Here is a 19,205-nt window from a genome sequence, read left to right on the forward strand (position 1 = left end):
ACGCCATGAATCAGGAGAAATGCCCATGAGCAAAAAGATTGCAGTGATCCTTTCCGGCTGTGGCGTGTACGACGGCGCAGAGATCCATGAAAGCGTGATCACCCTGCTGCGCCTGGACCAGCGCGGCGCTCAAGTGGAATGCTTTGCACCCGACGTTGCGCAGTTGCACGTGATCAACCACCTCACGGGCGAAGAAATGCCCGAGTCGCGCAATGTGCTGGTGGAATCGGCGCGCATCGCCCGCGGCGCTGTGAAGGATATTGGCCAAGCCAATGCCGCAGACTTTGACGCGCTGATCGTGCCGGGCGGTTTTGGCGCGGCCAAGAACCTGTCGAACTTTGCCGTGGAAGGCGCCGGCTGCAGCATCAACCCGCAGGTGCTGGCGCTGGCTGAAGCCTTTGCCGAAGCGGGCAAGCCGGTGGGGTTGATCTGCATCTCGCCGGCCCTGGCCGCCAAGATCTACGGCCCTGGCGTGACTTGCACCATCGGTAACGATGCCGACACCGCCGCAGCCCTGGACAAGATGGGCGCCACCCACGTCGAATGCACGGTGGAGGACATCGTCGAGGACCCGGCGCGCAAGCTGGTAAGTACGCCGGCCTATATGCTGGGCAAGAACATCAGCGAGGTGGCGTCCGGCATCAACAAGCTGGTGGATCGGGTATTGGAATTGACCCACGAGAACGACTGACGCCCTCTTTCTGTAGGAGCGAGCTTGCTCGCGAAGAACCTGAGAGCGCCGCGTTCATCCAGAGTGCCCGCGTTATCGTTGACGTTTTTCGCGAGCAAGCTCGCTCCTACAGAGGCTTCATCAAGCGGGTGAGGATACGGTCCAGTGCATTGGCAAACGCCTGCTTGTCCTTTTCGCCGTGGGGCGGTGGGCCGCCGCCCATCTGGCCTTGCTCGCGCAGGTCGGTAAACAGGTTACGCACCGCCAACCGCTCGCTCATGTTCGCCGGGCTGAATTCCTTGCCACGCGGGTCAAGGGCCGTGACCCCCTTCTTTACCAGGCGGTCGGCCAAGGGCACGTCGCTGCAAATCACCAGTTCGCCGGGCACGGCATGCTCCACCAGGTAATCATCGGCGGCATCCGGCCCGCTGGGCACCACAATCAACTTCACACAGGCAAAGCTCGGTTTGATCTGGCTTTGCCCTGCCACCAGCACCACCTCAAACTGGCGCTTTAGGGCGAATTTCACCACTTGGTCCTTGGCCGCCCGAGGGCAGGCGTCGGCGTCGATCCACACCCGCATGCTACGCCGCCACCCGGCGCTTTTCGCTCAGGCGACTACGGCCATACAGCACCACAATCGCCAGAATCGCCACGGCCTGCGCCCCCAGCGAGTACGCATCGGCGTGAATGCCCAGCCAATCGAAGTCAAAGAACGCCACCGGCCGCGTGCCGAAGATGCCCGCTTCCTGCAAGGCCTTCACACCGTGCCCGGCGAACACCACCGACAGCGCACACAGCAACGCGGCGTTGATGCCGAAGAACAGCGCCAGCGGCAGCTTCGCCGAACCGCGCAGGATCACCCAGGCCAGGCCCACCAGCAGCACCAGCGCCGTGGCACCACCGGCCAGCACCGCGTTGTGCCCGGCAGGGCCGGCCTGCAGCCACAGGGTTTCGTAGAACAGGATCACTTCGAACAGTTCGCGGTACACCGAGAAGAACGCCAGCACGGCAAAACCGAAACGCCCACCGCCGCCCACCAGGCTGCTCTTGATGTAGTCCTGCCAGGCCGCCGCGTGACGCCGGTCGTGCATCCACACGCCGAGCCACAGCACCATCACACTGGCGAACAGCGCCGTGCAGCCTTCGAGCAATTCTCGCTGGGCACCGCTGACGTCGATGACATAGGCCGCCAAGGCCCAGGTGGCCAAGCCTGCCAACAGCGCCAGGCCCCAGCCGACGTTGACACTGCGCACCGCCGATTGCTGGCCGGTGTTACGCAGGAAGGCGAGGATTGCTGCCAGCACCAGAATCGCTTCCAGGCCTTCACGCAGCAGGATCAGCAGGCCGGAGATATAGCTCAACGACCAGCTCAGGCCATCGCCGCCGAGCAAGCCAGCGGATTCAGTGAGTTTGCCCTTGGCCACATCCAGGCGCTGCTGCACCTGCTCGATAGGCAAACCGTCCTGCAACGATTGCCGATAGGCCATCAGCGCCTTCTCGGTGTCTTTGCGCACATTGGCATCGACGTTATCCAGGGAGCTTTCCACCAGCTCGAAGCCTTCCAGGTAAGCCGCGACGGACAGATCGTAAGCCTGCTCGTGGTCGCCGTTGCGGAAGGCCGCGAGGCTCTTGTCCAGGGTGCCGGCGGTGTAGTCGAGCAACTGCGCGGGGCCACGCTGAACCTGCGGCGGCTGCGCACGCTGGGCGCGGAATGTCGCCGCAGCGCCAGGGCCATCAGCGGCGAGCACTTCATTGGGGGTCTGGCGGGCCAGGTCGGCCAGGTTGAACGTCTGCTCGCCTTTGGCGGCGGCCGGGTCGGCCGTGAAGCCGGCGATGTAGGTGGCCAGGTCCCAGCGCTGGCGGTCGTCCAGTTGGTCAGCGAACGACGGCATGTCAGTGCCTTCGACGCCCAGGCCGAGGGTGTTGTAGATCGCGTAGAGGCTCAGGCGATCCAGGCGCGTGGCATCGCGCAGGTTAGCGGGTGGTGGGGTCATGCCCATGCCTGCGGGGCCATCGCCGGCACCTGCTGTGCCGTGGCACACGGAACAATGCTGGGCATAGAGCGGCGCGCCGCGCGTCGGGTCCGGCGTGATGGCCGGGGCCTGGCTGACTTCATACGCCACGGCCAGCTTGGCGCCCAATTGACGGGCCTGGCGGGCAACGCTTGCACCGTCCTGATGGGCAGTGACCGCGGCCAGCAGTTCATCGACGCCCTTTATCAGCTCGGCACGCTCGGGCTTGTCTGGCAAATCCGCCACCAGCCCCTGCAATACCCCGAGAAACTCCACTTGTTCGCGGTATTCCGAGTCATCCACCACCTTGCCCGCCTCCACCGTCGGTGGGTAGTCGGCGCCAATGTAGTCGAGCAAATGCAGGGCTTGCGGCGCGCCCTCGGCGGTCGCGGCCAACAGATTGAAGCTGCACGACAGCAACGCCGGCAACAGCAGCCAGGCGAGAAAGCGGAAAGGGGCGGTCATGAATGAATCTCAAGTGGAAATACGAAGTAACACTATTGTTGAGCTTTAATGGATTCGACTCAAGGTGTTATTTCATATCGCCATAAAACCAATGTGGGAGCGGGCTTGCTCGCGAATGCGGTGGTTCAGTGATGAATGTATCAACTGACACTCCGCATTCGCGAGCAAGCCCGCTCCCACATTTTTGCTCCAGTCGCTTGGTCAGGCCGTGGCGCGATGCAGGCTGGCGAGGAAACCGGCAGCGCCGACAAACAACCCAGCAAAGGTGCGGTTTACGCGCTTCTGTTGTTTGGGTGTACGCAACAGGCGCAAGACTTTCGACGCCAACCCTGTGTAGCCCGCCATCACGATCATATCGACGCTGATCATGGTCGCACCGAGGATCAGGTACTGGACCAACAACGGCGCCTGCGGGTTCACGAACTGCGGCAGCACCGCCAGCATGAATACCAGCGCCTTGGGGTTGCTGGCGTTGACCAGAAAGCCCCGGAACATCATCGCCATCGGCTTGCCGATCGGGCGTACGGCGGCGTCGTCGGTCATGTCCATGGGCAAGGCGCGCCATTGCTTGATGGCCAGGTACACGAGGTAGGCCACGCCAAACCATTTGATCGCATAGAACGCGGTAGACGAGGCCGCCAGAATGGCCCCCAAACCGCCGGCCACAACGGCAATCTGCATCGCCAGGCCCAACTGCAAGCCGATGGCGTTCCAGTAGCCACGTACAAAACCGTATTGCAGGCCGCTGGACATCGAGGCGATGGCACCGGCGCCAGGGGAAAGGGAGATGATCCAACTGGCCAGGAAAAAGGCCAGCCATGTATCGAGAGCCATTGCACACCTCGTAAGGGAGTTAGCGGTTGTGCCTTAAGCTAACTCCAGCGACCAAAGGCTGGCTATAGATTTCTGTAGGAGCGAGCTTGCTCGCGAAAAATGCACAGGCGATGCAGGCTGACTGCTAGCGCTGCGTTATCGTTAACGGTCTTCGCGAGCAAGCTCGCGCCTACAGGATGTTGGTGCCAGAGCCGGGCCAACGGCGTACCGAGCGCTGGAAGAACAGGCTATTGGGCACCTGCACCATCGCGCTGTTGGTCCCGGCTTCCTCGACTTCGATCAGCGTGGTGTAGAGCAAGTTGATCGCCACGACCCGGCCCTTCACGCCCGGCTTGTCGACGGTGTCCACCAACTCGACGATATCACCCAAGCGAAACGGCCCGACGGTAAAGATCAGGATCGCGCACAGCAGGTTGGACAGCACCGACCACATGGCGAAGAACGCCACGGCCGCCACCGCGACAAACCCCGACAGGGCCGTCCACAACACCGTGGCAGACACACCCAGGCGGCCCAACACAAAGATCAACGCACTGCCCATGATCAGCCAGCGCAAGCCGCCGCGCAGGGGCATCAGCAATTGCGGCGGGAACGGGTAGCGCTCACCCAGGCGCGTAAGGCCCTTGGCGACAAAGCGCTGGGCCAGGTAGCCGGCCAGCAGGATCAGCAGGATTTGCACGCCGATCCAGATGGGCTCGATCCATTGCACCGGTACCGGTAATTGCAACGCCTCCATCAGGACAGCGCCTCCAGCTGCGCTTGCAGGGTTTCGAGCAACTCGAGGGCCTCCATCCAGGTTTCCTCCAATTGCCCCTCGCGCACCTTGAGCTTGGCCTGTTCGGCCAGCAAGTCACGCAGCTCGTCCTTGCGCGCCGCCTCGTACACAGCGCTGTCGCCCAGGCTGGCTTCGATCTTGGCCAGGCGCTCATGCACCTTGCCCAGTTCGGCTTCCAGCTTGTCGGCTTCGCGCTTGTGCGGTGCCAACTGCTGGCGCAGCGCGGCGGCGGCCTGGCGCTGGGCTTTCTTGTCGGTTTTGTCCGGGTTGACCGGCGTGTTGCTGGCCGGCGCGTTGCGCAGGCGGTATTCGGTCAGCCAGCGCGCGTAGTCGTCCAGGTCGCCGTCGAACTCTTCGACCTTGCCGTCGGCCACCAGCAGGAAGTTGTCGGTAGTGCTCTTGAGCAGATGACGGTCGTGAGACACCACCAATACCGCACCGCTGAATTCCTGCAGGGCCATGGTCAGCGCCAGGCGCATCTCCAGGTCCAGGTGGTTGGTCGGTTCGTCGAGCAACAGCAGGTTGGGACGGTCCCACGCGATCAGGGCCAGGGCCAGGCGGGCTTTTTCGCCACCGGAGAAGTTCAGCACGGGCTCGTCGATGCGCGCGCCACGGAAGTCGAAACCGCCGAGGAAGTCGCGCAGGGTCTGCTCGCGCTCGGTCGGCGCCAGGCGTTGCAAGTGCAACAGCGGGCTGGCCTTGGCGTCCAGCGAGTCCAGTTGGTGCTGGGCGAAGTAACCCACCACCGTGTTCTCGCCCCGGGTGAGGCGGCCGGCCAGCGGCTCAAGCTCACCCGAGAGGTTCTTGATCAGTGTCGACTTGCCGGCGCCGTTCGGGCCGAGCAAACCGATGCGGGCGCCCGGCGTGAGCTGTAGCTTGACCTTCTCCAGGATGGTTTTGTCGCCGTAGCCCAGGCGAGCATCCGAGAGGTCCAACAGCGGTCTGGAGATCTTCACCGACTCACGGAAGACAAAGTCGAACGGCGAATCGACATGAGCCGCCGACAGCTCTTCCATGCGTTCCAGGGCCTTGATCCGGCTCTGCGCCTGGCGGGCCTTGGTGGCCTGGGCCTTGAACCTGGCGATGTAGCTTTCCATGTGCGCACGTTGCGCCTGTTGTTTCTCGTAGGCCTGTTGCTGCTGGGCCAGGCGCTCGGCGCGGGCGCGTTCGAACGCGGTATAGCCGCCACGGTAAAGGGTGATTTTCTTCTGTTCGACATGGGCGATGTTATCGACCACGGCGTCGAGGAAATCCCGGTCGTGGGAGATCAACAGCAAGGTGCCCTGGTAACTTTTGAGGAAGTCTTCCAGCCACAGGATCGCATCGAGGTCCAAGTGGTTGGTCGGCTCGTCGAGCAGCAACAGGTCCGACGGACACATCAGCGCTTGGGCCAGGTTCAGGCGCATGCGCCAGCCGCCGGAGAAATCGGCGACCGGACGGTCCATCTGTTCGTTGGTAAACCCAAGGCCAGCGAGCATCTTGCGAGCGCGGGCGTCGGCGGTGTAGCCGTCGGCGCTGTCCAGCTCCGAGTGCAGGCGCGCCTGGGCGGCACCGTCCTGGGCTTTTTCGGCTTCGGCAAGGTCGTGTTGCACCTGACGCAGGCGCAGGTCGCCATCGAGCACGTAGTCGATGGCGATGCGGTCCAGGGTGTCGATCTCCTGGCGCATATGGGCGATGCGCCAGTCGGCCGGCAGCAGGCAGTCCCCGGAATCCGGGGTCAGCTCACCCAGCAACAGGGCGAACAACGTGGATTTTCCGGCGCCGTTGGCACCGATCAGGCCGGCTTTGTGACCGGCGTGCAGGGTCAGCTCGGCGTCTTCAAGAAGACGTTGCGGGCCACGCTGTAATGTTAGGCTTTGAAGTCGGATCATAATGGCGGCGGAGTCTACCAGCTTCGTTGGCCGCTGGCTTGGGTGTGAATATGTGCGCTGACCTGTGGAGCTTTGCCCTTTCGACCTATGCCCGCCCGGGCGTGGAGGCCGCGTGCCTGCGCTTGCAGGAGCAAGGGGCAGACGTGTGCCTGTTGTTGTGTGGTGCTTGGCTGGAGCAACGAGGTGTGGCGTACAAGCCCGAACGCATTCAGGCATTGCAACAGATTGCTCATCCGTGGCGGGTGCAGGTTGTCGAACCGTTGCGACAAATGCGCGTGCAATGGCGCGCCTTGGCTCAGCAGGATGCGCAATTGGCATCGCTACGCGAGCAGGTCAAGACACTGGAGCTGGAGGCCGAAAGAACGCTGCTGGCGCGCTTGGAAGCGCTGGTGCAGGCATGGCCGATCAATGAGGTGCTGGGTCAGCAAGAATGGCTTGAAGGCCTGGCGACCGAAGCCGCCAACCTTGACCACGACGCGCTGCTGCAATTGCGCGTCATGGCCACCAACACTTAGGAAGCGCTGGTTGGGGTGGTGCTTGGCGCTACCGGTGCAGGGGTGCTGCTGGCCGATGCTGTTGGAGCGGTGGCTGCTGCCGGGGTGGCAGTGGGGGCTGCTGGAGTGGCTGGCTTTGCGGGCGCTGGCTTGGCAGCTGGCTTCGCGGCCGGTTTTGCGGCAGCAGGTTTAGCGGCTGGCTTGGCGGCTGGTTTGGCAGCAGCAGGTTTAGCGGCTGGCTTCGCGGCTGGTTTGGCAGCAGCAGGTTTAGCGGCTGGCTTCGCGGCTGGTTTGGCAGCAGCGGTTTTAGCGACTGGCTTGGCAGCTGGTTTGGTGGCAGCGGTTTTAGCGACTGGCTTGGCAGCTGGTTTGGCGGCAGCAGTTTTAGCAGCTGGCTTCGCAGCTAGTTTGGCAGCAGCAGGTTTAGCGGCTGGCTTGGCAGCTGGTTTGGCGGCAGCAGTTTTAGCGGCTGGCTTGGCAGCTGGTTTGGCAGCAGCAGTTTTAGTAGCTGGCTTCGCGGCTGGTTTGGCAGCAGCAGTTTTAGCGGCTGGCTTCGCGGCTGGTTTGGCAGCAGCAGTTTTAGCAGCTGGCTTAGCGGCTGGTTTGGCAGCAGCAGTTTTAGCGACTGGCTTGGCAGCTGGTTTGGCAGCTGCGGTTTTAGCAGCTGGCTTAGCGGCTGGTTTGGCAGCAGCAGTTTTAGCAACTGGCTTCGCCGCTGCTTTGGCAGCAGTGGCTTTAGCAGCTGGTTTGGCGGTTGGTTTGGAAGCAGCGGTTTTAGCGACTGGCTTAGCGGCTACTTTTGCAGGCGTACGAGCACCCAGTGCTTTAGCTACGGCTTCCTTCACACGGCCAACGCCCTGAGCCAGTTTCAGGCTTTCTTGAGCGTCTTTTTTGAGTTGGGAAATGTAGCTGCGGGTTTCGGCTTGGCGATCCTTGAGAGCATCCAGCAGCTCTTCAAGTTCTTTGACCGCGCCTTTGGCTTTGGCTTGGGCCTTGGACTTGCCGGCAGTGGCAGCGTCTTGCAGTTTGGTACGGGACTTGTGCAGTTTTTCTTGCGCTTTACCGCGTTGCTTTTCCAGTTTGGCGAGCAGTTTTTCTGCATCAGCCAAGGCTTGGGAGCACGCGCTTTCCAGATGTTCGAGCAGGCTGCCCGAAAGTTGTTGGAGCAAGTGCAACGGGGTATTTACAGGCTTCTGTTTGGCCGACATGGTTTACCTCCTGGCTGACGTGGGTGCGGCTCATACTAGCCCTCTGCTCTTACCGCCGCTAGGGCATGTTGACAGTATCCTTTGCCTTGCGTTGCACCGTGCGAAAATTCTTATCGATATAACGGAAAACCGCGCCACTTTTTACGCACTCGCACTGGCATAATCCGTCGCACTTTCGCCGGGAGAATGCCCATGTCGCGTTACCTTTTTCTAGTGTTCGGCTTGGCGATCTGCGTGGCCGATGCAAGCGAGCAGCCCTCGTCAAACACCACCGCCGTAGCCCCGCACGACCTTGCCTATAGCCTGGGCGCAAGCCTTGGCGAACGATTGCGCCAGGAAGTCCCCGACCTGCAGATACAGGCCCTGCTCGATGGACTCAAACAAGCCTACCAAGGCAAACCACTGGCGCTGGATAACGCGCGCATTGAACAGATCCTCGCCCAACATGAAGCGCAGAATGCCGCCGACGCCCAACTGCCGCAAAGCGAAAAAGCACTCGCTGCCGAGCAGCAATTTCTCACTCGGGAAAAAGCCGCCGCCGGCGTTCGTCAACTAGCCGACGGCATCCTGCTCACCGAGCTGGCAAAGGGCACGGGCAACAAGCCGTCGGCCAGCGATGAAGTACAGGTGAAATACGTGGGCCGACTACCTGACGGGACTGTCTTCGACAAAAGTACGCAACCGCAATGGTTTCGCCTGGACAGTGTGATCAGCGGCTGGAGCAGTGCATTGCAACAGATGCCGGTGGGTGCGAAATGGCGCCTGGTGATTCCTTCGGCACAGGCCTATGGCGCAGACGGCGCAGGTGAGTTGATCCCACCCTATACGCCGCTGGTATTCGAGATCGAACTGCTCGGCACTCGCCACTGACCCATAAAAAAACGGTGCGACATGCGCACCGTTTTTTATCTCGCCATCAGGTTCAAGCCTGGGTGGCGGGTTCTTCTTTGTGAGCGTTGTGCAGCACTTCGATCAAGCAATCTTCCAGCTCGAAACGCTCATGCAACAGCGCGCCCAATTCTTTGAATTTTTCCGCAACACATTTCCCGGCATCACACAGGTCGGTGAACGCCAGCAGCTTTTCAGTAATCACATCGATGCGCGGATAAATCGTCTCGGCCAACTCCAGTCCACGCTGATCATCGAAGGCTTCGGCCTCCTTGGTCAGTTGCTCGTAAACGCCGAAATGGCCGGCAGACACGTAGTCCACCAGCACACCGCAAAAATCTTGCAATGTTTCGCGATTCTCACCCAACGCTTCGGGCTTGGCGCCGAGAGCATCAAAGGCTCCAACCAGTTCGTGACGTGCCTGCAACCAGCTGTCTATCAGCTTGTGCACACCACCCCAGCGTTCCTGAGCATTCTGACAACGTTCCAACATGATGATCTCTCTTCCCTATTGGGGCGCCGCAGCTCTGTACCTGCGCAACACTTCAAGGATGAAGCAGCAGACGGACAAGGCCGCGTCTGACAAGCGGTTTGGATAACGCGTGCGGGCCAGATTATGCCCGCATGACTATGGCTTCAAGGTACGCAGGAGAGAATGTTCATACAAGTGTTTAATCCGCTCCTACAACCTGGGTCCCGTATTCAAGGCGTTGCGAGGCGAAAATGCCTGCCGAACAACAACCGTGACACCTGCATGAGCCCTAGGATCAGCATCGCCACGAAGAACAACAGGCTCCACTCAGGCAGGCTCAGGTCAAAGAGCGTCCAGTTGATTTCGACACAATCGACCGTGCCATTGAACACCGAGCGCATTGCCTGCCAGACGGACAGGTTTTCAAGCATGTGCTGCAGACTGGGCCAGCAATCCCCCACCTGACTTGCCGGCCTGTTCTGCAACAGCACTTGCCGGCCTGCGGTGATGGCGCCCAGCAACGCACAGCCCATACTCGCCAGCCCGTAAAGGCAAAGGCCGGAACGCCCAGGCTTGTGAAGCACGGCAATCAGGTTGATCAATGCAAAAGACGCGAGGAACAGGCGCTGTACCTGGCATAGAAAACACGGTCGTAGCAGCGCGCCGTATTGAAGGTAGAAAGACGCGCCCAACGTCAGCGCACCCGCCATGAACGCCAGGAAAAACAAAGAGCGTAAAGGGGCCAAAGACATTGTTTATCCGCACTGCAAGAGATAGGTCGCTACGGTAGAGGAAAGGCCCGACCCCTTTCAATACGCCCTAGAGCAGACATTTCCTCGAAAACATAAGGACATCCCGCCACGAGCCCGAGGAAATTCAGTTACAACAAGTAGGAATTAGCAACAAGGCCAGTTAAACCGAGTGTTTGCAGGGTTTGAAGGATCGGGGAGAGGATCGGTCCGAGCCAATCCACTCACCCTTTCCTACTTCAAACTCGCGCAGGCACCGGCAGCGGCGAGGACAGCAGACGATTGTCCAGCAAGCCCAAGCCCTCCTGAAACAGCTGGTTGCTGCGCTCGGTGTCGCCCAACTGGGCCAGCAGGCGAGCCAGTTCGGCGCAGGCTTCGGGATTGCGCTGTACTTGCAGGCTGCTTTCCAGATAATCGCGCGCCTTGCCCCAGAGACTGTTTTGCAGGCACAGACGGCCCAACGTCAACAGCAGGCTGGCATCGCCTGGATGGTCCTTGAGCCAGCCTTCGGCAAACTTCAATTGACGCGCAGGGTCACTGCCGCGCAGCAGGCCATACAGCCGGATCAAGTGACTGTCGTAACCGCGCTTGAGCGCACCACGCAGCACTTCTTCGGCCTTGGCATCGGCGCCCAATCGACGCAGTTGGTCGGCATACGCCAATACCAGTTGTGGCTGTTGGCGCTGGGCAGCGGTCAGTTGCTCCCATGCGCGCTCCAAGGACTGCAACCCCGCCTCGCCTTGCTCTTCACGCTGGGCCGCCAGGCTCAGGTTCTCGCCCCACGCGCGTCGCTCCAGCTCGGCCAGCTCATTGGCGGGCAAGACTTTGTCCTTGCGCAGTTCCGGCAGCAGGCGAATCACCGACGACCAATCGCCACGCTGCTGATGCAGGCGTTGCAACTGTCGCAGCACTTGCGCGTTATGCGGATGACGCTCATGCATCGCCTGAAGGGTGACCAGAGCGCCTTCCGTATCGCCACGATCCATCTGCAATTGCGCATGGCTCAGTGCAATGGCCAGTTCGGCCTGGGGCTGGCGCTCCAGCGCGCGCTCCAGCAAACCGTCGGATTCCTCATAACGACCCTGCTCATTCGCCGCACGGGCCGCGCCGATGTAATACAGCAAAGGTTGACGCTCTGCTTCGGCGGCGCGGTGCAGGTGGCGTTCGGCGCTGGCCCAGCGGCCCTCTGCGAGGTCCATCTGGCCTTGCTCGATAGCAATCTGCACACGACGGCTGCGGTTGCGTCGTGACCAAGGGTTGACCACGCCACCGGATGTGGTGACCAGGCTCCACAACACACGAATCAGGTAAATCGCCAGGCCAATGGCGAACAGCGCCACCAATGTCGCCCACAGGCTTGATTCGTAATGCAGCAAGTGAGGATAGGTAATCAACACGTAGCCGGTGTGCTTCGAAATGCCCACGCCCAGGGCCAGGGCGAGCGCAATTGCGAGCACCAGGATCACATAGAAACGCTTCATCAGCTCTACTCCTGGGTCACCGGTTTGCCAGCCGAGGCCTTGGCTTCGTCGGCAGACAGATGACGACGCTCAAGGTACGCCTGCACAGCAGCCAGGCTCGCGGCCAGGTCAGGCGTGACCACCGACACGGCCTTGGGCTCGAGCTCGGCAATACGCGCCAGCATCGCCTTGCTCTGCGGGTTGTCCTGGTTGAAGTTGTCCTGCAACACGCTGCGCGCTTCTCCCAGCGAGCGGCTGTATACCGCCGCCTCGCCGTTAAGCGCAGCCCACTGGGCTTGCTCCAGCGCCAGGCTCAAGGCCAGCCGCACTTGGTTCAGACCTTGGCCTGCCAACAATGGGCGGATGTTGTCATCCGGGTTGAAGTCGATGCGGAAGTAACGGGAAATCTGCTCCCACCATTGGCTCAACTGGTTCTGCGTATCGCTGGTGGGACGCCCCTGGGAAGCGGGCTCGGTGAGCTGATACTCCGGGGCAATCGCCGCAAGCTGCACCACTTGGTCACGCAAGGCGGCCAGTTGCAGGTACAGGCCGGTACGGTCCGGTTGCTCGGTACTGCGCAGCGCAGCCAGGCTCTTGGCCAGTTGCTCGCGTGCGGCGAAAGACCCTGGGTCGCTCTGCTCGCGAAGAATCTCGTCGGCACCCTGGACCAGCGACTGAGCACTGTTGATATCTTGCAAGGCGGACAAACGCAAGCTGGCCAGACGGATCAGATGCTCGGCCTCGGCCAGGCGCCAATCTTTGCGGCTGGCACCCAACACGGTTTCCAGACGCTGGTTGAGGCGCTGTTGATCACCCTGTAACTGAGTGACCAGACGGCGACGTTCTTCCAGCTCATCCGCACCCGGCAACTGCGCCAGGCGGGCGGCCAACTGTTGCTGGCCTTGCTTGAGGCTCTGGGACTGGTCATCCAGGGTCTGCACCTGGCCCAACTGGTGCTGGCTGCTGGCTTGCAGGGCACGGACCTGCCAGATCCCCCAACCGCCGGCGGCTACGCCCGCAGCGCCCAACAGCAAGGCGACGATGGCCAGGCCATTGCCACGGCGTGGCGCGCTGACCGGTGTCTCGACCGGCGCATCAAGCGCGGGCTGAGCTTCATCTTTAGGCAAGGCTGTTTCGCTCACGTATCCGTCCTTTGCGTATCAGAGAGTGGGAACGGGATAGCTCCCTAACGCCACTAACAAAGCCGCGGCACTCGCGCCGCGACAATCCACAACTTTTTCTGCACCCGCGGCCCGCGCCATTTCATATACACGCGGGCTGGGCACGAACAACGGCAGCTGTGCCACCTCTGGCCAATCGGGACCGGCCAACGCGTGCAAGTGTAAAAAACCCTGCCCACTGCTGACCACCAGGCCGTTCAAGCGTTCCAACTGGATGCGTTGCATCAGCGCGCCCTTCTCATACACCGGAAGAAAACGCCGATACAATTCCAGGTAGTCGACACTAGCACCTTGCTCGCGTAAACGCTCTGCCAGCAACTCGCGCCCGCCCTCGCCACGCAGAATCAACACCCGGGCGCCCGGCACTGCAATAGCCTCGCGCAAGGCAGGCAGTTCAAGCAAGGCCTCGCTGTCATCGCCCGTGGCGGGGCAGTGAACCTGGAGGCCATGATCGGCCAGTATCTGGGCCGTGGCCGCGCCGACACTGAACCAGGGCATGGGTGGCACACTGCTCCCCAACTGCTGCAACGCCAGGCGCGCGGCCGGCTTGCTCACCACGATGACGGCGCAATAGCGCTGCAGCGCGCCAAACACCGCGTGGTGTTCAGCGGTCACCGGCAACGCTTCGGTCTCCAGCAAAGGCAGGCAACTGCTGTGAATACCGCGCTGGGCCAATAGCGCCGCCAGGGCCGTCGACTCCTCGGCAGGCCGCGTCAGCAGCACTCGCCAGTCGGTCAATGCGGGCCGGCCTCGCCATAGACTTTCTGCAAAATGGCACCCGCGCCTTTTTCCAGCAGTTCCTCGGCAACCTGAATCCCCAAGGCCGTGGCATCACGTTGCGGCCCACGCACCTCGGCGGTCAGCAGGTTACCGCCGTCCGGATCACCGACCAAACCACGCAGCCACAGGTTCTCGCCTTCGAGTACGGCATAGCAGGCGATGGGCACTTGGCAGCCACCGTTGAGGTGTTTGTTCAAGGCACGCTCGGCGGTGACGCGCACTTCGGTGTCCGCGTGATCGAGAGGTTTTAGCAGTGCATGAATTTCGCTGTCGGCGGTGCGGCATTCGATACCGACTGCGCCCTGCCCGCCAGCCGGCAGGCTGTCGTCGACGCTGATAGCCGATGTGATGCGGTCTTCAAAGCCCAGGCGGATCAGGCCGGCAGCGGCGAGGATGATCGCGTCATATTCGCCGGCATCCAGCTTGGCCAGGCGTGTGTTGACGTTGCCACGCAAAAAGCGGATCTGCAGGTCAGGACGCCGCGTCAGCAACTGGGCCTGGCGACGCAGGCTGGAGGTGCCGACGATACTGCCCAGCGGCAATTCGTCCAGGGACGCGAAGGTGTTGGAAACAAAGGCGTCGCGCGGGTCTTCGCGCTCGCAGATGCAAAAAAGGCCCAGGCCTTCAGGGAAGTCCATGGGCACATCTTTCATCGAATGCACGGCGATGTCGGCTTCGTTGTCCAGCAGCGCGGTTTCCAGCTCCTTGACGAACAGACCCTTGCCGCCGATTTTCGACAGTGGCGAGTCCAGCAGCTTGTCGCCGCGACTGACCATGGGCACCAGGGATACCTTGAGGCCGGGATGGGCCTGTTCAAGGCGTGCTTTGACGTATTCGGCCTGCCACAAGGCCAAGGCGCTTTTACGGGTGGCGATGCGGATTTCGCGAGAGGACATGGATCAATCCGTACTGAATAGATACGGCGGATAATAACAGCTCAGGCAAATACGCTTTGATTTGAATCAGGCAAATGCGGGGCCTCCCTGGCCACATCGCACCGGGATAAGGAACGCAGACCGCGCCGCAGCCCTCGGGCTAAAGCTGCTGCATCATCTTGCGCACGCCAGCGACATGGCGTCGGCTGACGATCAACGCATCGCCATTGAGCCCCTTCAGGAATAGCTGAAAGTGCCCCAGGGGCGTGCGCTGCAGGCGCTCGATGCGTTCACGGGCGACCAGCGCGTTGCGATGAATGCGCACGAAACGTTCGCCAAACTCGTCTTCAAGGGCCTTGAGCGGTTCATCGAGCAACACTTCACCGGTCTCGTGGCGCAGGGTCACGTATTTGTGATCGGCAATAAAGTAGACCACCTGGCCGAGTGGGATCAGCTCGATGCCCTTGCGGGTACGCGCGCTGATATGGCTGCGCGGCCCGTTACCACTTTGCGCAGCCGGCTGCGTCAAGGCAGCCAGTTGGGCACGGCTGGGGCGCTCGGCTTTTTTCAGGGCCTTGAGCAAGGCTTCGGCCGTGGCCGGCTTGATGAGAAAACTGACACCGCTGTCTTCCAGCGTCTGTGCAGAAAACTCATCCTGCGCCGCACACAACACCACGGCGGGCGGCGATTCGCGTTCACTCAAGCGGGCGGCGACTTGCAGGCCGTCGAAACCGGGCATGCGGATATCGAGCAGCACTACATCCGGCTTGTGGCTGTCGATCAGCGTCAACGCCTCTTCGCCGCTGGTGGCACTCGGTTCAAGGACTGTATAACCCTCGAGTTCACTGACCAGACGGCTCAGTCGCTCGCGGGCTTGGGGTTCGTCATCAACGATCAGGACATTCATATTGCGCTGGATTCCTGCGTGAGTCTCGCACAAGGATAGCGTAGACAGGTGCGGTGACTGACGTCACAGCGATCCACGCTAAGACTAGCGCGAGCGGCAAAAAGTGCCCTGAGAATGGCACCCAAATTTACCCGGACCTGTTCAATAGCGCCCAAGACCCGCTGCCTCCGGGCATCGTCGTAGGGTTCACTGATAAACAATCCGAATACCCCCCTGTTTAATGGATAGTCTGGTTATGACCGCATCACCCGACTTTGGTGCATTCACACACTATCAGTCCAACTGTAGACGCTCACCGAGGCGACATTGCTCAATCGTCAAATATCGTTTCAATAAGTACCTGCCCCCAGTCTCGTCCCGGATGCGGTCGGCGGCAAGGCACTTAGCCATCTCTTACACAAATAAAATTGCCGGCCACCCGCAGCACCGCGCCCACGGGCAACCCTGTTATGATCGCCAGCACACCTTCATGCCTCTTTTAAGCAGATCACGAGCGAATCCATGAGCACCGACAAGACCAACCAGTCCTGGGGCGGCCGCTTCAGTGAACCCGTCGACGCCTTCGTCGCGCGCTTCACCGCCTCCGTCACCTTCGATCAACGCCTGTACCGCCACGACATCATGGGCTCCATCGCCCACGCCACGATGCTGGCCAAGGTCGGCGTGCTGACCGACGCCGAGCGTGACAGCATCATCGACGGCCTGACCACCATCCGCGGTGAGATCGAGGCAGGGACGTTCGACTGGCGCGTCGACCTCGAAGACGTGCACATGAACATAGAGGCACGCCTCACCGATCGCATCGGCGTGACCGGTAAAAAATTGCACACTGGCCGTAGCCGTAACGATCAGGTCGCCACCGATATCCGCCTGTGGCTGCGCGATGAGATTGACCTGATCCTGGGCGAAATCACCCGCCTGCAAAAAGGTTTGCTGGAGCAGGCCGAGCGTGAATCGGACACCATCATGCCCGGCTTCACCCACCTGCAGACCGCACAGCCTGTGACCTTCGGCCACCACCTGCTGGCCTGGTTCGAAATGCTCAGCCGCGACTACGAGCGCCTGGTCGATTGCCGCAAGCGCGCCAACCGCATGCCGCTGGGCAGCGCGGCACTGGCCGGCACCACCTACCCGATCGACCGTGAGTACACCGCACAACTGCTGGGTTTTGACGCCGTGGGCGGCAACTCACTGGATGGCGTGTCGGACCGGGACTTCGCCATCGAATTCTGCGCCGCGGCCAGCATCGCGATGATGCACCTGTCGCGCTTCTCCGAAGAGCTGGTGCTCTGGACCAGCGCGCAATTCCAGTTCATCGACCTGCCGGACCGCTTCTGCACCGGCAGCTCGATCATGCCGCAAAAGAAAAACCCCGACGTGCCAGAGCTAGTGCGTGGCAAGAGTGGCCGTGTATTCGGCGCACTGATGGGCCTGCTGACCCTGATGAAAGGCCAACCACTGGCCTACAACAAGGACAACCAGGAAGACAAAGAGCCGTTGTTCGACGCCGCCGACACCCTGCGCGACTCGCTGCGCGCCTTTGCCGACATGATCCCGGCGATCAAGCCCAAGCACGCGATCATGCGTGAGGCGGCCCTGCGTGGGTTCTCCACCGCGACCGACCTGGCGGATTACCTGGTGCGCCGTGGCCTGCCGTTCCGTGACTGCCACGAAATCGTTGGCCACGCCGTGAAGTACGGTGTGGACACCGGCAAAGACCTGGCGGAAATGAGCCTGGAAGAACTGCGCCAGTTCAGCGACCAGATCGAGCAGGATGTATTTGCCGTGCTGACCCTGGAAGGCTCGGTGAATGCCCGTAACCATGTGGGCGGCACTGCGCCGGCACAGGTCAAGGCAGCGGTCGTGCGCGGCCAGCAATTGCTCGCCAGCCGCTAAAAGCATCGCAGGCAAGCCAGCTCCCACACTTGATTGGGTTCACACATCAAAATGTGGGAGCGGGCTTGCCCGCGATGGCGTCCTTACAGCTGCCAAAGATTTATTTCTTGGCCGCAATCATCGCCATGAATGCCGGCATCGCCGCCTGCCTGTCCGCCTCTACCTTCTGCGCATTGGGCATCTCATTCAGGCGCGCCAACAACGCCTTCGCCTTCGGCAACGGCTCCAGCAGGTCCAGCCCAAACAGCTTCTCGCCCACACCGCAGGCCAGGTTCAAGCTGTACATGAAATACAGGTCCGCGAGGGTGAAGCTCTCCCCTGCCACATAAGGCGCGAACTTAGCGTGCCGGCCTAACGTACCCATCCCAAGCAGCAGCTCGGCCCTGGACTTTTCCTTGATCGCCTCCGGCACTGTCATGCCGAAAAAAGCCTCGGCGTAACACGCCCGCGCAGGCAGCTCGATGTACAGCTCGATCTCACGGCACAGCGCCAACACCTGAGCCCGCGCAAACGGGTCGGCGGGCAGCAGCGCAGGGCCTTCCTGGCTCTGCTCCAGGTATTCGAGGATGACGCTGGTTTCGTTGATGAACCCCTGCTTCACACCCAGCACCGGCACTTTGCCGCGGGGGCTGACCGCCAAGGCTTCGGGGGTTTGCCCGGCGTAAAAAGGCACTTCTTCGAAGGGCAGTCCTTTCTCCAACAGCGCCAGCTTGACCATGTTGTAGTAGTTGCTGACCGAAAATCCGTAAAGCTTGAGCATCGCAAAGCCTCCAGGCCGGGTGTGGGGTTGGCTGCAAGAGTTATAGATCCTCGAGGTCTCCCTGACCAGCAGCATCACCCACCTGAATGGGGGTAGACTGACGCCCTTTCCTTGAGGAGCCTGCCATGAGCGAGCCGACCGATATCGACAACGACGAAGAAGAATTCACCGAAACCACGCTGATCGAAGCCATCGAGAACCAGATCGAGAGCGATAACCCGCCAGCGGCGAAGGCTACGTTCAATAAACTGACCCTGGTGGGTTACGAGCGCGAAGAGATCCTGAAGCTGATGGCTCACGTTCTGGCCTTCGAGATCGACGCCATGCTGGACGAGGACCGCGCCTTCAATACCGAGTGGTATGAAACAGCACTGCGGGCACTGCCCGAGCTGCCGCCGGAAAAGCAATAACCCCGGCACGCAGCAACACGCTGGACAGTTCGGCAAAGTGCGTTCACCTTATGGCCTGCTAGCCTCTAATAAATTTTAGAAAGTCTGGAGTCCTTATGTCGTATACCCCTGAGTTGGTTGCCGAACTGGAAATCCTTGTACTCTTCCCCTTGGACAGCACCAAGGAAGGCTTGAAAGTCCATCAGACTGCCGCCCCTACTGCCATCGCCGCTGCCAAGCGCCTCCATGCCAAAGGGCTGATCGACCAACCGGACGGGGGCTATCTGACGAGCCTTGGCCGGGACGCTGCCGAGCAAGCCCAAACCCTGCTGACCATCCTCACCACTGCCAGCACCAAAGAAGCCGCCTGATACCTGATACCGCCCATGGAGTCCGCCGCCTGCGGATTCCGCGGGCATTGCTGCGCGGCATACAAAATTCTGACGCCAAAAAGCCACTTCCCTCTAAAACTCCTACGCTACTGTCTGTAAACTCCTGCATGGCCGCCCGCGTCGG

Annotated in this window: 20 protein-coding genes and 2 pseudogenes; 6 read left to right on the top strand and 16 right to left on the bottom strand. The window is 61.3% G+C overall.

Annotated elements, in window-relative coordinates; translation table 11 throughout:
* Positions 1-25: 25 nt before the first annotated feature.
* Positions 26-691 (top strand): isoprenoid biosynthesis glyoxalase ElbB, encoded by a 666-nt coding sequence (gene elbB / locus N2A98_RS25935; protein ID WP_044269766.1) that lies wholly within the window; start codon positions 26-28, stop codon positions 689-691.
* 11 nt (positions 692-702) lie between these two features.
* On the opposite strand, the pseudogene N2A98_RS25940 reads toward elbB, so the two are convergent.
* The 6 genes and pseudogenes from N2A98_RS25940 to N2A98_RS25965 form a co-directional block, all read right to left on the bottom strand.
* Positions 703-789 (bottom strand): annotated as a pseudogene (locus N2A98_RS25940) (outer membrane lipoprotein carrier protein LolA); the annotation flags it as partial.
* Positions 790-797: 8 nt separating this feature from the next.
* Entirely contained in the window at positions 798-1,253 is a 456-nt protein-coding gene (locus N2A98_RS25945; protein WP_032894581.1) for a YaiI/YqxD family protein, read from the bottom strand.
* A 1-nt stretch (position 1,254) separates the two neighbouring features.
* On the bottom strand, positions 1,255-3,150 hold the full coding sequence (locus N2A98_RS25950) for an FTR1 family protein (RefSeq protein ID WP_078804027.1): 1,896 nt from the start codon (positions 3,148-3,150) through the stop codon (positions 1,255-1,257).
* Positions 3,151-3,351: 201 nt separating this feature from the next.
* Positions 3,352-3,984 carry a LysE family transporter gene (locus N2A98_RS25955; RefSeq protein WP_003195369.1) on the bottom strand — a complete coding sequence of 211 codons (633 nt, stop codon included), beginning with the start codon at positions 3,982-3,984 and terminating at the stop codon, positions 3,352-3,354.
* A 169-nt stretch (positions 3,985-4,153) separates the two neighbouring features.
* Positions 4,154-4,720 (bottom strand): mechanosensitive ion channel family protein, encoded by a 567-nt coding sequence (locus N2A98_RS25960; RefSeq protein ID WP_003195372.1) that lies wholly within the window; start codon positions 4,718-4,720, stop codon positions 4,154-4,156.
* Entirely contained in the window at positions 4,720-6,630 is a 1,911-nt protein-coding gene (locus N2A98_RS25965) for an ATP-binding cassette domain-containing protein (RefSeq protein WP_275622804.1), read from the bottom strand. The genes N2A98_RS25960 and N2A98_RS25965 overlap by 1 nt, the downstream gene beginning before the upstream one ends.
* 50 nt (positions 6,631-6,680) lie before the next feature.
* Between N2A98_RS25965 and N2A98_RS25970 the strand changes: the two genes are divergently transcribed.
* Positions 6,681-7,145 carry a TIGR02444 family protein gene (locus N2A98_RS25970; RefSeq protein WP_044269772.1) on the top strand — a complete coding sequence of 155 codons (465 nt, stop codon included), beginning with the start codon at positions 6,681-6,683 and terminating at the stop codon, positions 7,143-7,145.
* Here the strand turns inward: N2A98_RS25970 and N2A98_RS25975 are convergent.
* The gene (locus N2A98_RS25975) at positions 7,142-8,332 is read right to left on the bottom strand and encodes an AlgP family protein (RefSeq protein WP_275622805.1); all 1,191 of its coding nucleotides are present in this window, start codon (positions 8,330-8,332) and stop codon (positions 7,142-7,144) included. The genes N2A98_RS25970 and N2A98_RS25975 overlap by 4 nt on opposite strands.
* A 192-nt stretch (positions 8,333-8,524) precedes the next feature.
* Between N2A98_RS25975 and N2A98_RS25980 the strand changes: the two genes are divergently transcribed.
* Entirely contained in the window at positions 8,525-9,202 is a 678-nt protein-coding gene (locus N2A98_RS25980) for an FKBP-type peptidyl-prolyl cis-trans isomerase (RefSeq protein ID WP_047712054.1), read from the top strand.
* Between the two features lie 52 nt (positions 9,203-9,254).
* Here N2A98_RS25980 and N2A98_RS25985 read toward each other — a convergent pair whose 3' ends face one another.
* The 8 genes and pseudogenes from N2A98_RS25985 to N2A98_RS26020 form a co-directional block, all read right to left on the bottom strand.
* A complete protein-coding gene (locus N2A98_RS25985) occupies positions 9,255-9,713 on the bottom strand; it encodes an Rsd/AlgQ family anti-sigma factor (RefSeq protein ID WP_044269777.1) in 459 nt (152 codons plus the stop codon).
* Positions 9,714-9,922: 209 nt separating this feature from the next.
* Complete coding sequence (locus N2A98_RS25990; protein ID WP_044269779.1) at positions 9,923-10,444, bottom strand: disulfide bond formation protein B; 522 nt, start codon at positions 10,442-10,444, stop codon at positions 9,923-9,925.
* A 236-nt stretch (positions 10,445-10,680) separates the two neighbouring features.
* Complete coding sequence (locus N2A98_RS25995) at positions 10,681-11,922, bottom strand: heme biosynthesis protein HemY (protein ID WP_003195384.1); 1,242 nt, start codon at positions 11,920-11,922, stop codon at positions 10,681-10,683.
* A gap of 5 nt (positions 11,923-11,927) precedes the next feature.
* The gene (locus N2A98_RS26000; protein WP_275622806.1) at positions 11,928-13,043 is read right to left on the bottom strand and encodes a uroporphyrinogen-III C-methyltransferase; all 1,116 of its coding nucleotides are present in this window, start codon (positions 13,041-13,043) and stop codon (positions 11,928-11,930) included.
* Between the two features lie 18 nt (positions 13,044-13,061).
* The gene (locus N2A98_RS26005; protein WP_047712055.1) at positions 13,062-13,820 is read right to left on the bottom strand and encodes a uroporphyrinogen-III synthase; all 759 of its coding nucleotides are present in this window, start codon (positions 13,818-13,820) and stop codon (positions 13,062-13,064) included.
* Entirely contained in the window at positions 13,817-14,758 is a 942-nt protein-coding gene (gene hemC / locus N2A98_RS26010) for a hydroxymethylbilane synthase (protein ID WP_275622807.1), read from the bottom strand. The genes N2A98_RS26005 and hemC overlap by 4 nt, the downstream gene beginning before the upstream one ends.
* A 139-nt stretch (positions 14,759-14,897) precedes the next feature.
* Positions 14,898-15,644: a LytTR family DNA-binding domain-containing protein gene (locus N2A98_RS26015; RefSeq protein ID WP_010053067.1), complete on the bottom strand. Its 747-nt coding sequence runs from the start codon at positions 15,642-15,644 to the stop codon at positions 14,898-14,900.
* A pseudogene (locus tag N2A98_RS26020) lies at positions 15,641-15,772 on the bottom strand (sensor histidine kinase); the annotation flags it as partial. The gene N2A98_RS26015 and the pseudogene N2A98_RS26020, both read right to left, overlap by 4 nt.
* A 373-nt stretch (positions 15,773-16,145) precedes the next feature.
* Here N2A98_RS26020 and argH point away from each other — a divergent pair.
* Positions 16,146-17,540: an argininosuccinate lyase gene (argH, locus tag N2A98_RS26025; protein WP_020302866.1), complete on the top strand. Its 1,395-nt coding sequence runs from the start codon at positions 16,146-16,148 to the stop codon at positions 17,538-17,540.
* A gap of 100 nt (positions 17,541-17,640) precedes the next feature.
* Here the strand turns inward: argH and N2A98_RS26030 are convergent, their stop codons facing one another.
* Positions 17,641-18,300: a glutathione S-transferase gene (locus N2A98_RS26030; RefSeq protein WP_275622808.1), complete on the bottom strand. Its 660-nt coding sequence runs from the start codon at positions 18,298-18,300 to the stop codon at positions 17,641-17,643.
* A gap of 125 nt (positions 18,301-18,425) precedes the next feature.
* On the opposite strand from N2A98_RS26030, the gene N2A98_RS26035 reads away from it, so the two are divergent.
* Both N2A98_RS26035 and N2A98_RS26040 read left to right on the top strand, forming a co-directional pair.
* The gene (locus N2A98_RS26035; RefSeq protein ID WP_044269789.1) at positions 18,426-18,710 is read left to right on the top strand and encodes a hypothetical protein; all 285 of its coding nucleotides are present in this window, start codon (positions 18,426-18,428) and stop codon (positions 18,708-18,710) included.
* A gap of 95 nt (positions 18,711-18,805) precedes the next feature.
* Positions 18,806-19,060, top strand: coding sequence for a TIGR02647 family protein (locus N2A98_RS26040; protein ID WP_003195403.1), 255 nt, complete (start codon positions 18,806-18,808; stop codon positions 19,058-19,060).
* Positions 19,061-19,205: the final 145 nt, after the last annotated feature.

This window comes from Pseudomonas sp. FJ2-5-13 (genome assembly GCF_029201605.1).
Classification (GTDB): Bacteria; Pseudomonadota; Gammaproteobacteria; order Pseudomonadales; family Pseudomonadaceae; genus Aquipseudomonas; species Aquipseudomonas lactis.

Bases quoted from the DNA above. Each gene is read 5' to 3' on its own strand.
- N2A98_RS26035 (WP_044269789.1), top strand. From the start codon at position 18,426: ATGAGCGAGCCGACCGATATCGACAACGACGAAGAAGAATTCACCGAA.
- N2A98_RS25960 (WP_003195372.1), bottom strand. From the start codon at position 4,720: ATGGAGGCGTTGCAATTACCGGTACCGGTGCAATGGATCGAGCCCATC.
- N2A98_RS25950 (WP_078804027.1), bottom strand. From the start codon at position 3,150: ATGACCGCCCCTTTCCGCTTTCTCGCCTGGCTGCTGTTGCCGGCGTTG.
- N2A98_RS25945 (WP_032894581.1), bottom strand. From the start codon at position 1,253: ATGCGGGTGTGGATCGACGCCGACGCCTGCCCTCGGGCGGCCAAGGAC.
- argH (WP_020302866.1), top strand. From the start codon at position 16,146: ATGAGCACCGACAAGACCAACCAGTCCTGGGGCGGCCGCTTCAGTGAA.
- N2A98_RS25975 (WP_275622805.1), bottom strand. From the start codon at position 8,332: ATGTCGGCCAAACAGAAGCCTGTAAATACCCCGTTGCACTTGCTCCAA.
- N2A98_RS25985 (WP_044269777.1), bottom strand. From the start codon at position 9,713: ATGTTGGAACGTTGTCAGAATGCTCAGGAACGCTGGGGTGGTGTGCAC.
- N2A98_RS25990 (WP_044269779.1), bottom strand. From the start codon at position 10,444: ATGTCTTTGGCCCCTTTACGCTCTTTGTTTTTCCTGGCGTTCATGGCG.
- elbB (WP_044269766.1), top strand. From the start codon at position 26: ATGAGCAAAAAGATTGCAGTGATCCTTTCCGGCTGTGGCGTGTACGAC.
- N2A98_RS25980 (WP_047712054.1), top strand. From the start codon at position 8,525: ATGTCGCGTTACCTTTTTCTAGTGTTCGGCTTGGCGATCTGCGTGGCC.
- N2A98_RS25955 (WP_003195369.1), bottom strand. From the start codon at position 3,984: ATGGCTCTCGATACATGGCTGGCCTTTTTCCTGGCCAGTTGGATCATC.
- N2A98_RS26015 (WP_010053067.1), bottom strand. From the start codon at position 15,644: ATGAATGTCCTGATCGTTGATGACGAACCCCAAGCCCGCGAGCGACTG.
- N2A98_RS25965 (WP_275622804.1), bottom strand. From the start codon at position 6,630: ATGATCCGACTTCAAAGCCTAACATTACAGCGTGGCCCGCAACGTCTT.
- N2A98_RS26040 (WP_003195403.1), top strand. From the start codon at position 18,806: ATGTCGTATACCCCTGAGTTGGTTGCCGAACTGGAAATCCTTGTACTC.
- N2A98_RS25995 (WP_003195384.1), bottom strand. From the start codon at position 11,922: ATGAAGCGTTTCTATGTGATCCTGGTGCTCGCAATTGCGCTCGCCCTG.
- N2A98_RS25970 (WP_044269772.1), top strand. From the start codon at position 6,681: ATGTGCGCTGACCTGTGGAGCTTTGCCCTTTCGACCTATGCCCGCCCG.
- hemC (WP_275622807.1), bottom strand. From the start codon at position 14,758: ATGTCCTCTCGCGAAATCCGCATCGCCACCCGTAAAAGCGCCTTGGCC.
- N2A98_RS26030 (WP_275622808.1), bottom strand. From the start codon at position 18,300: ATGCTCAAGCTTTACGGATTTTCGGTCAGCAACTACTACAACATGGTC.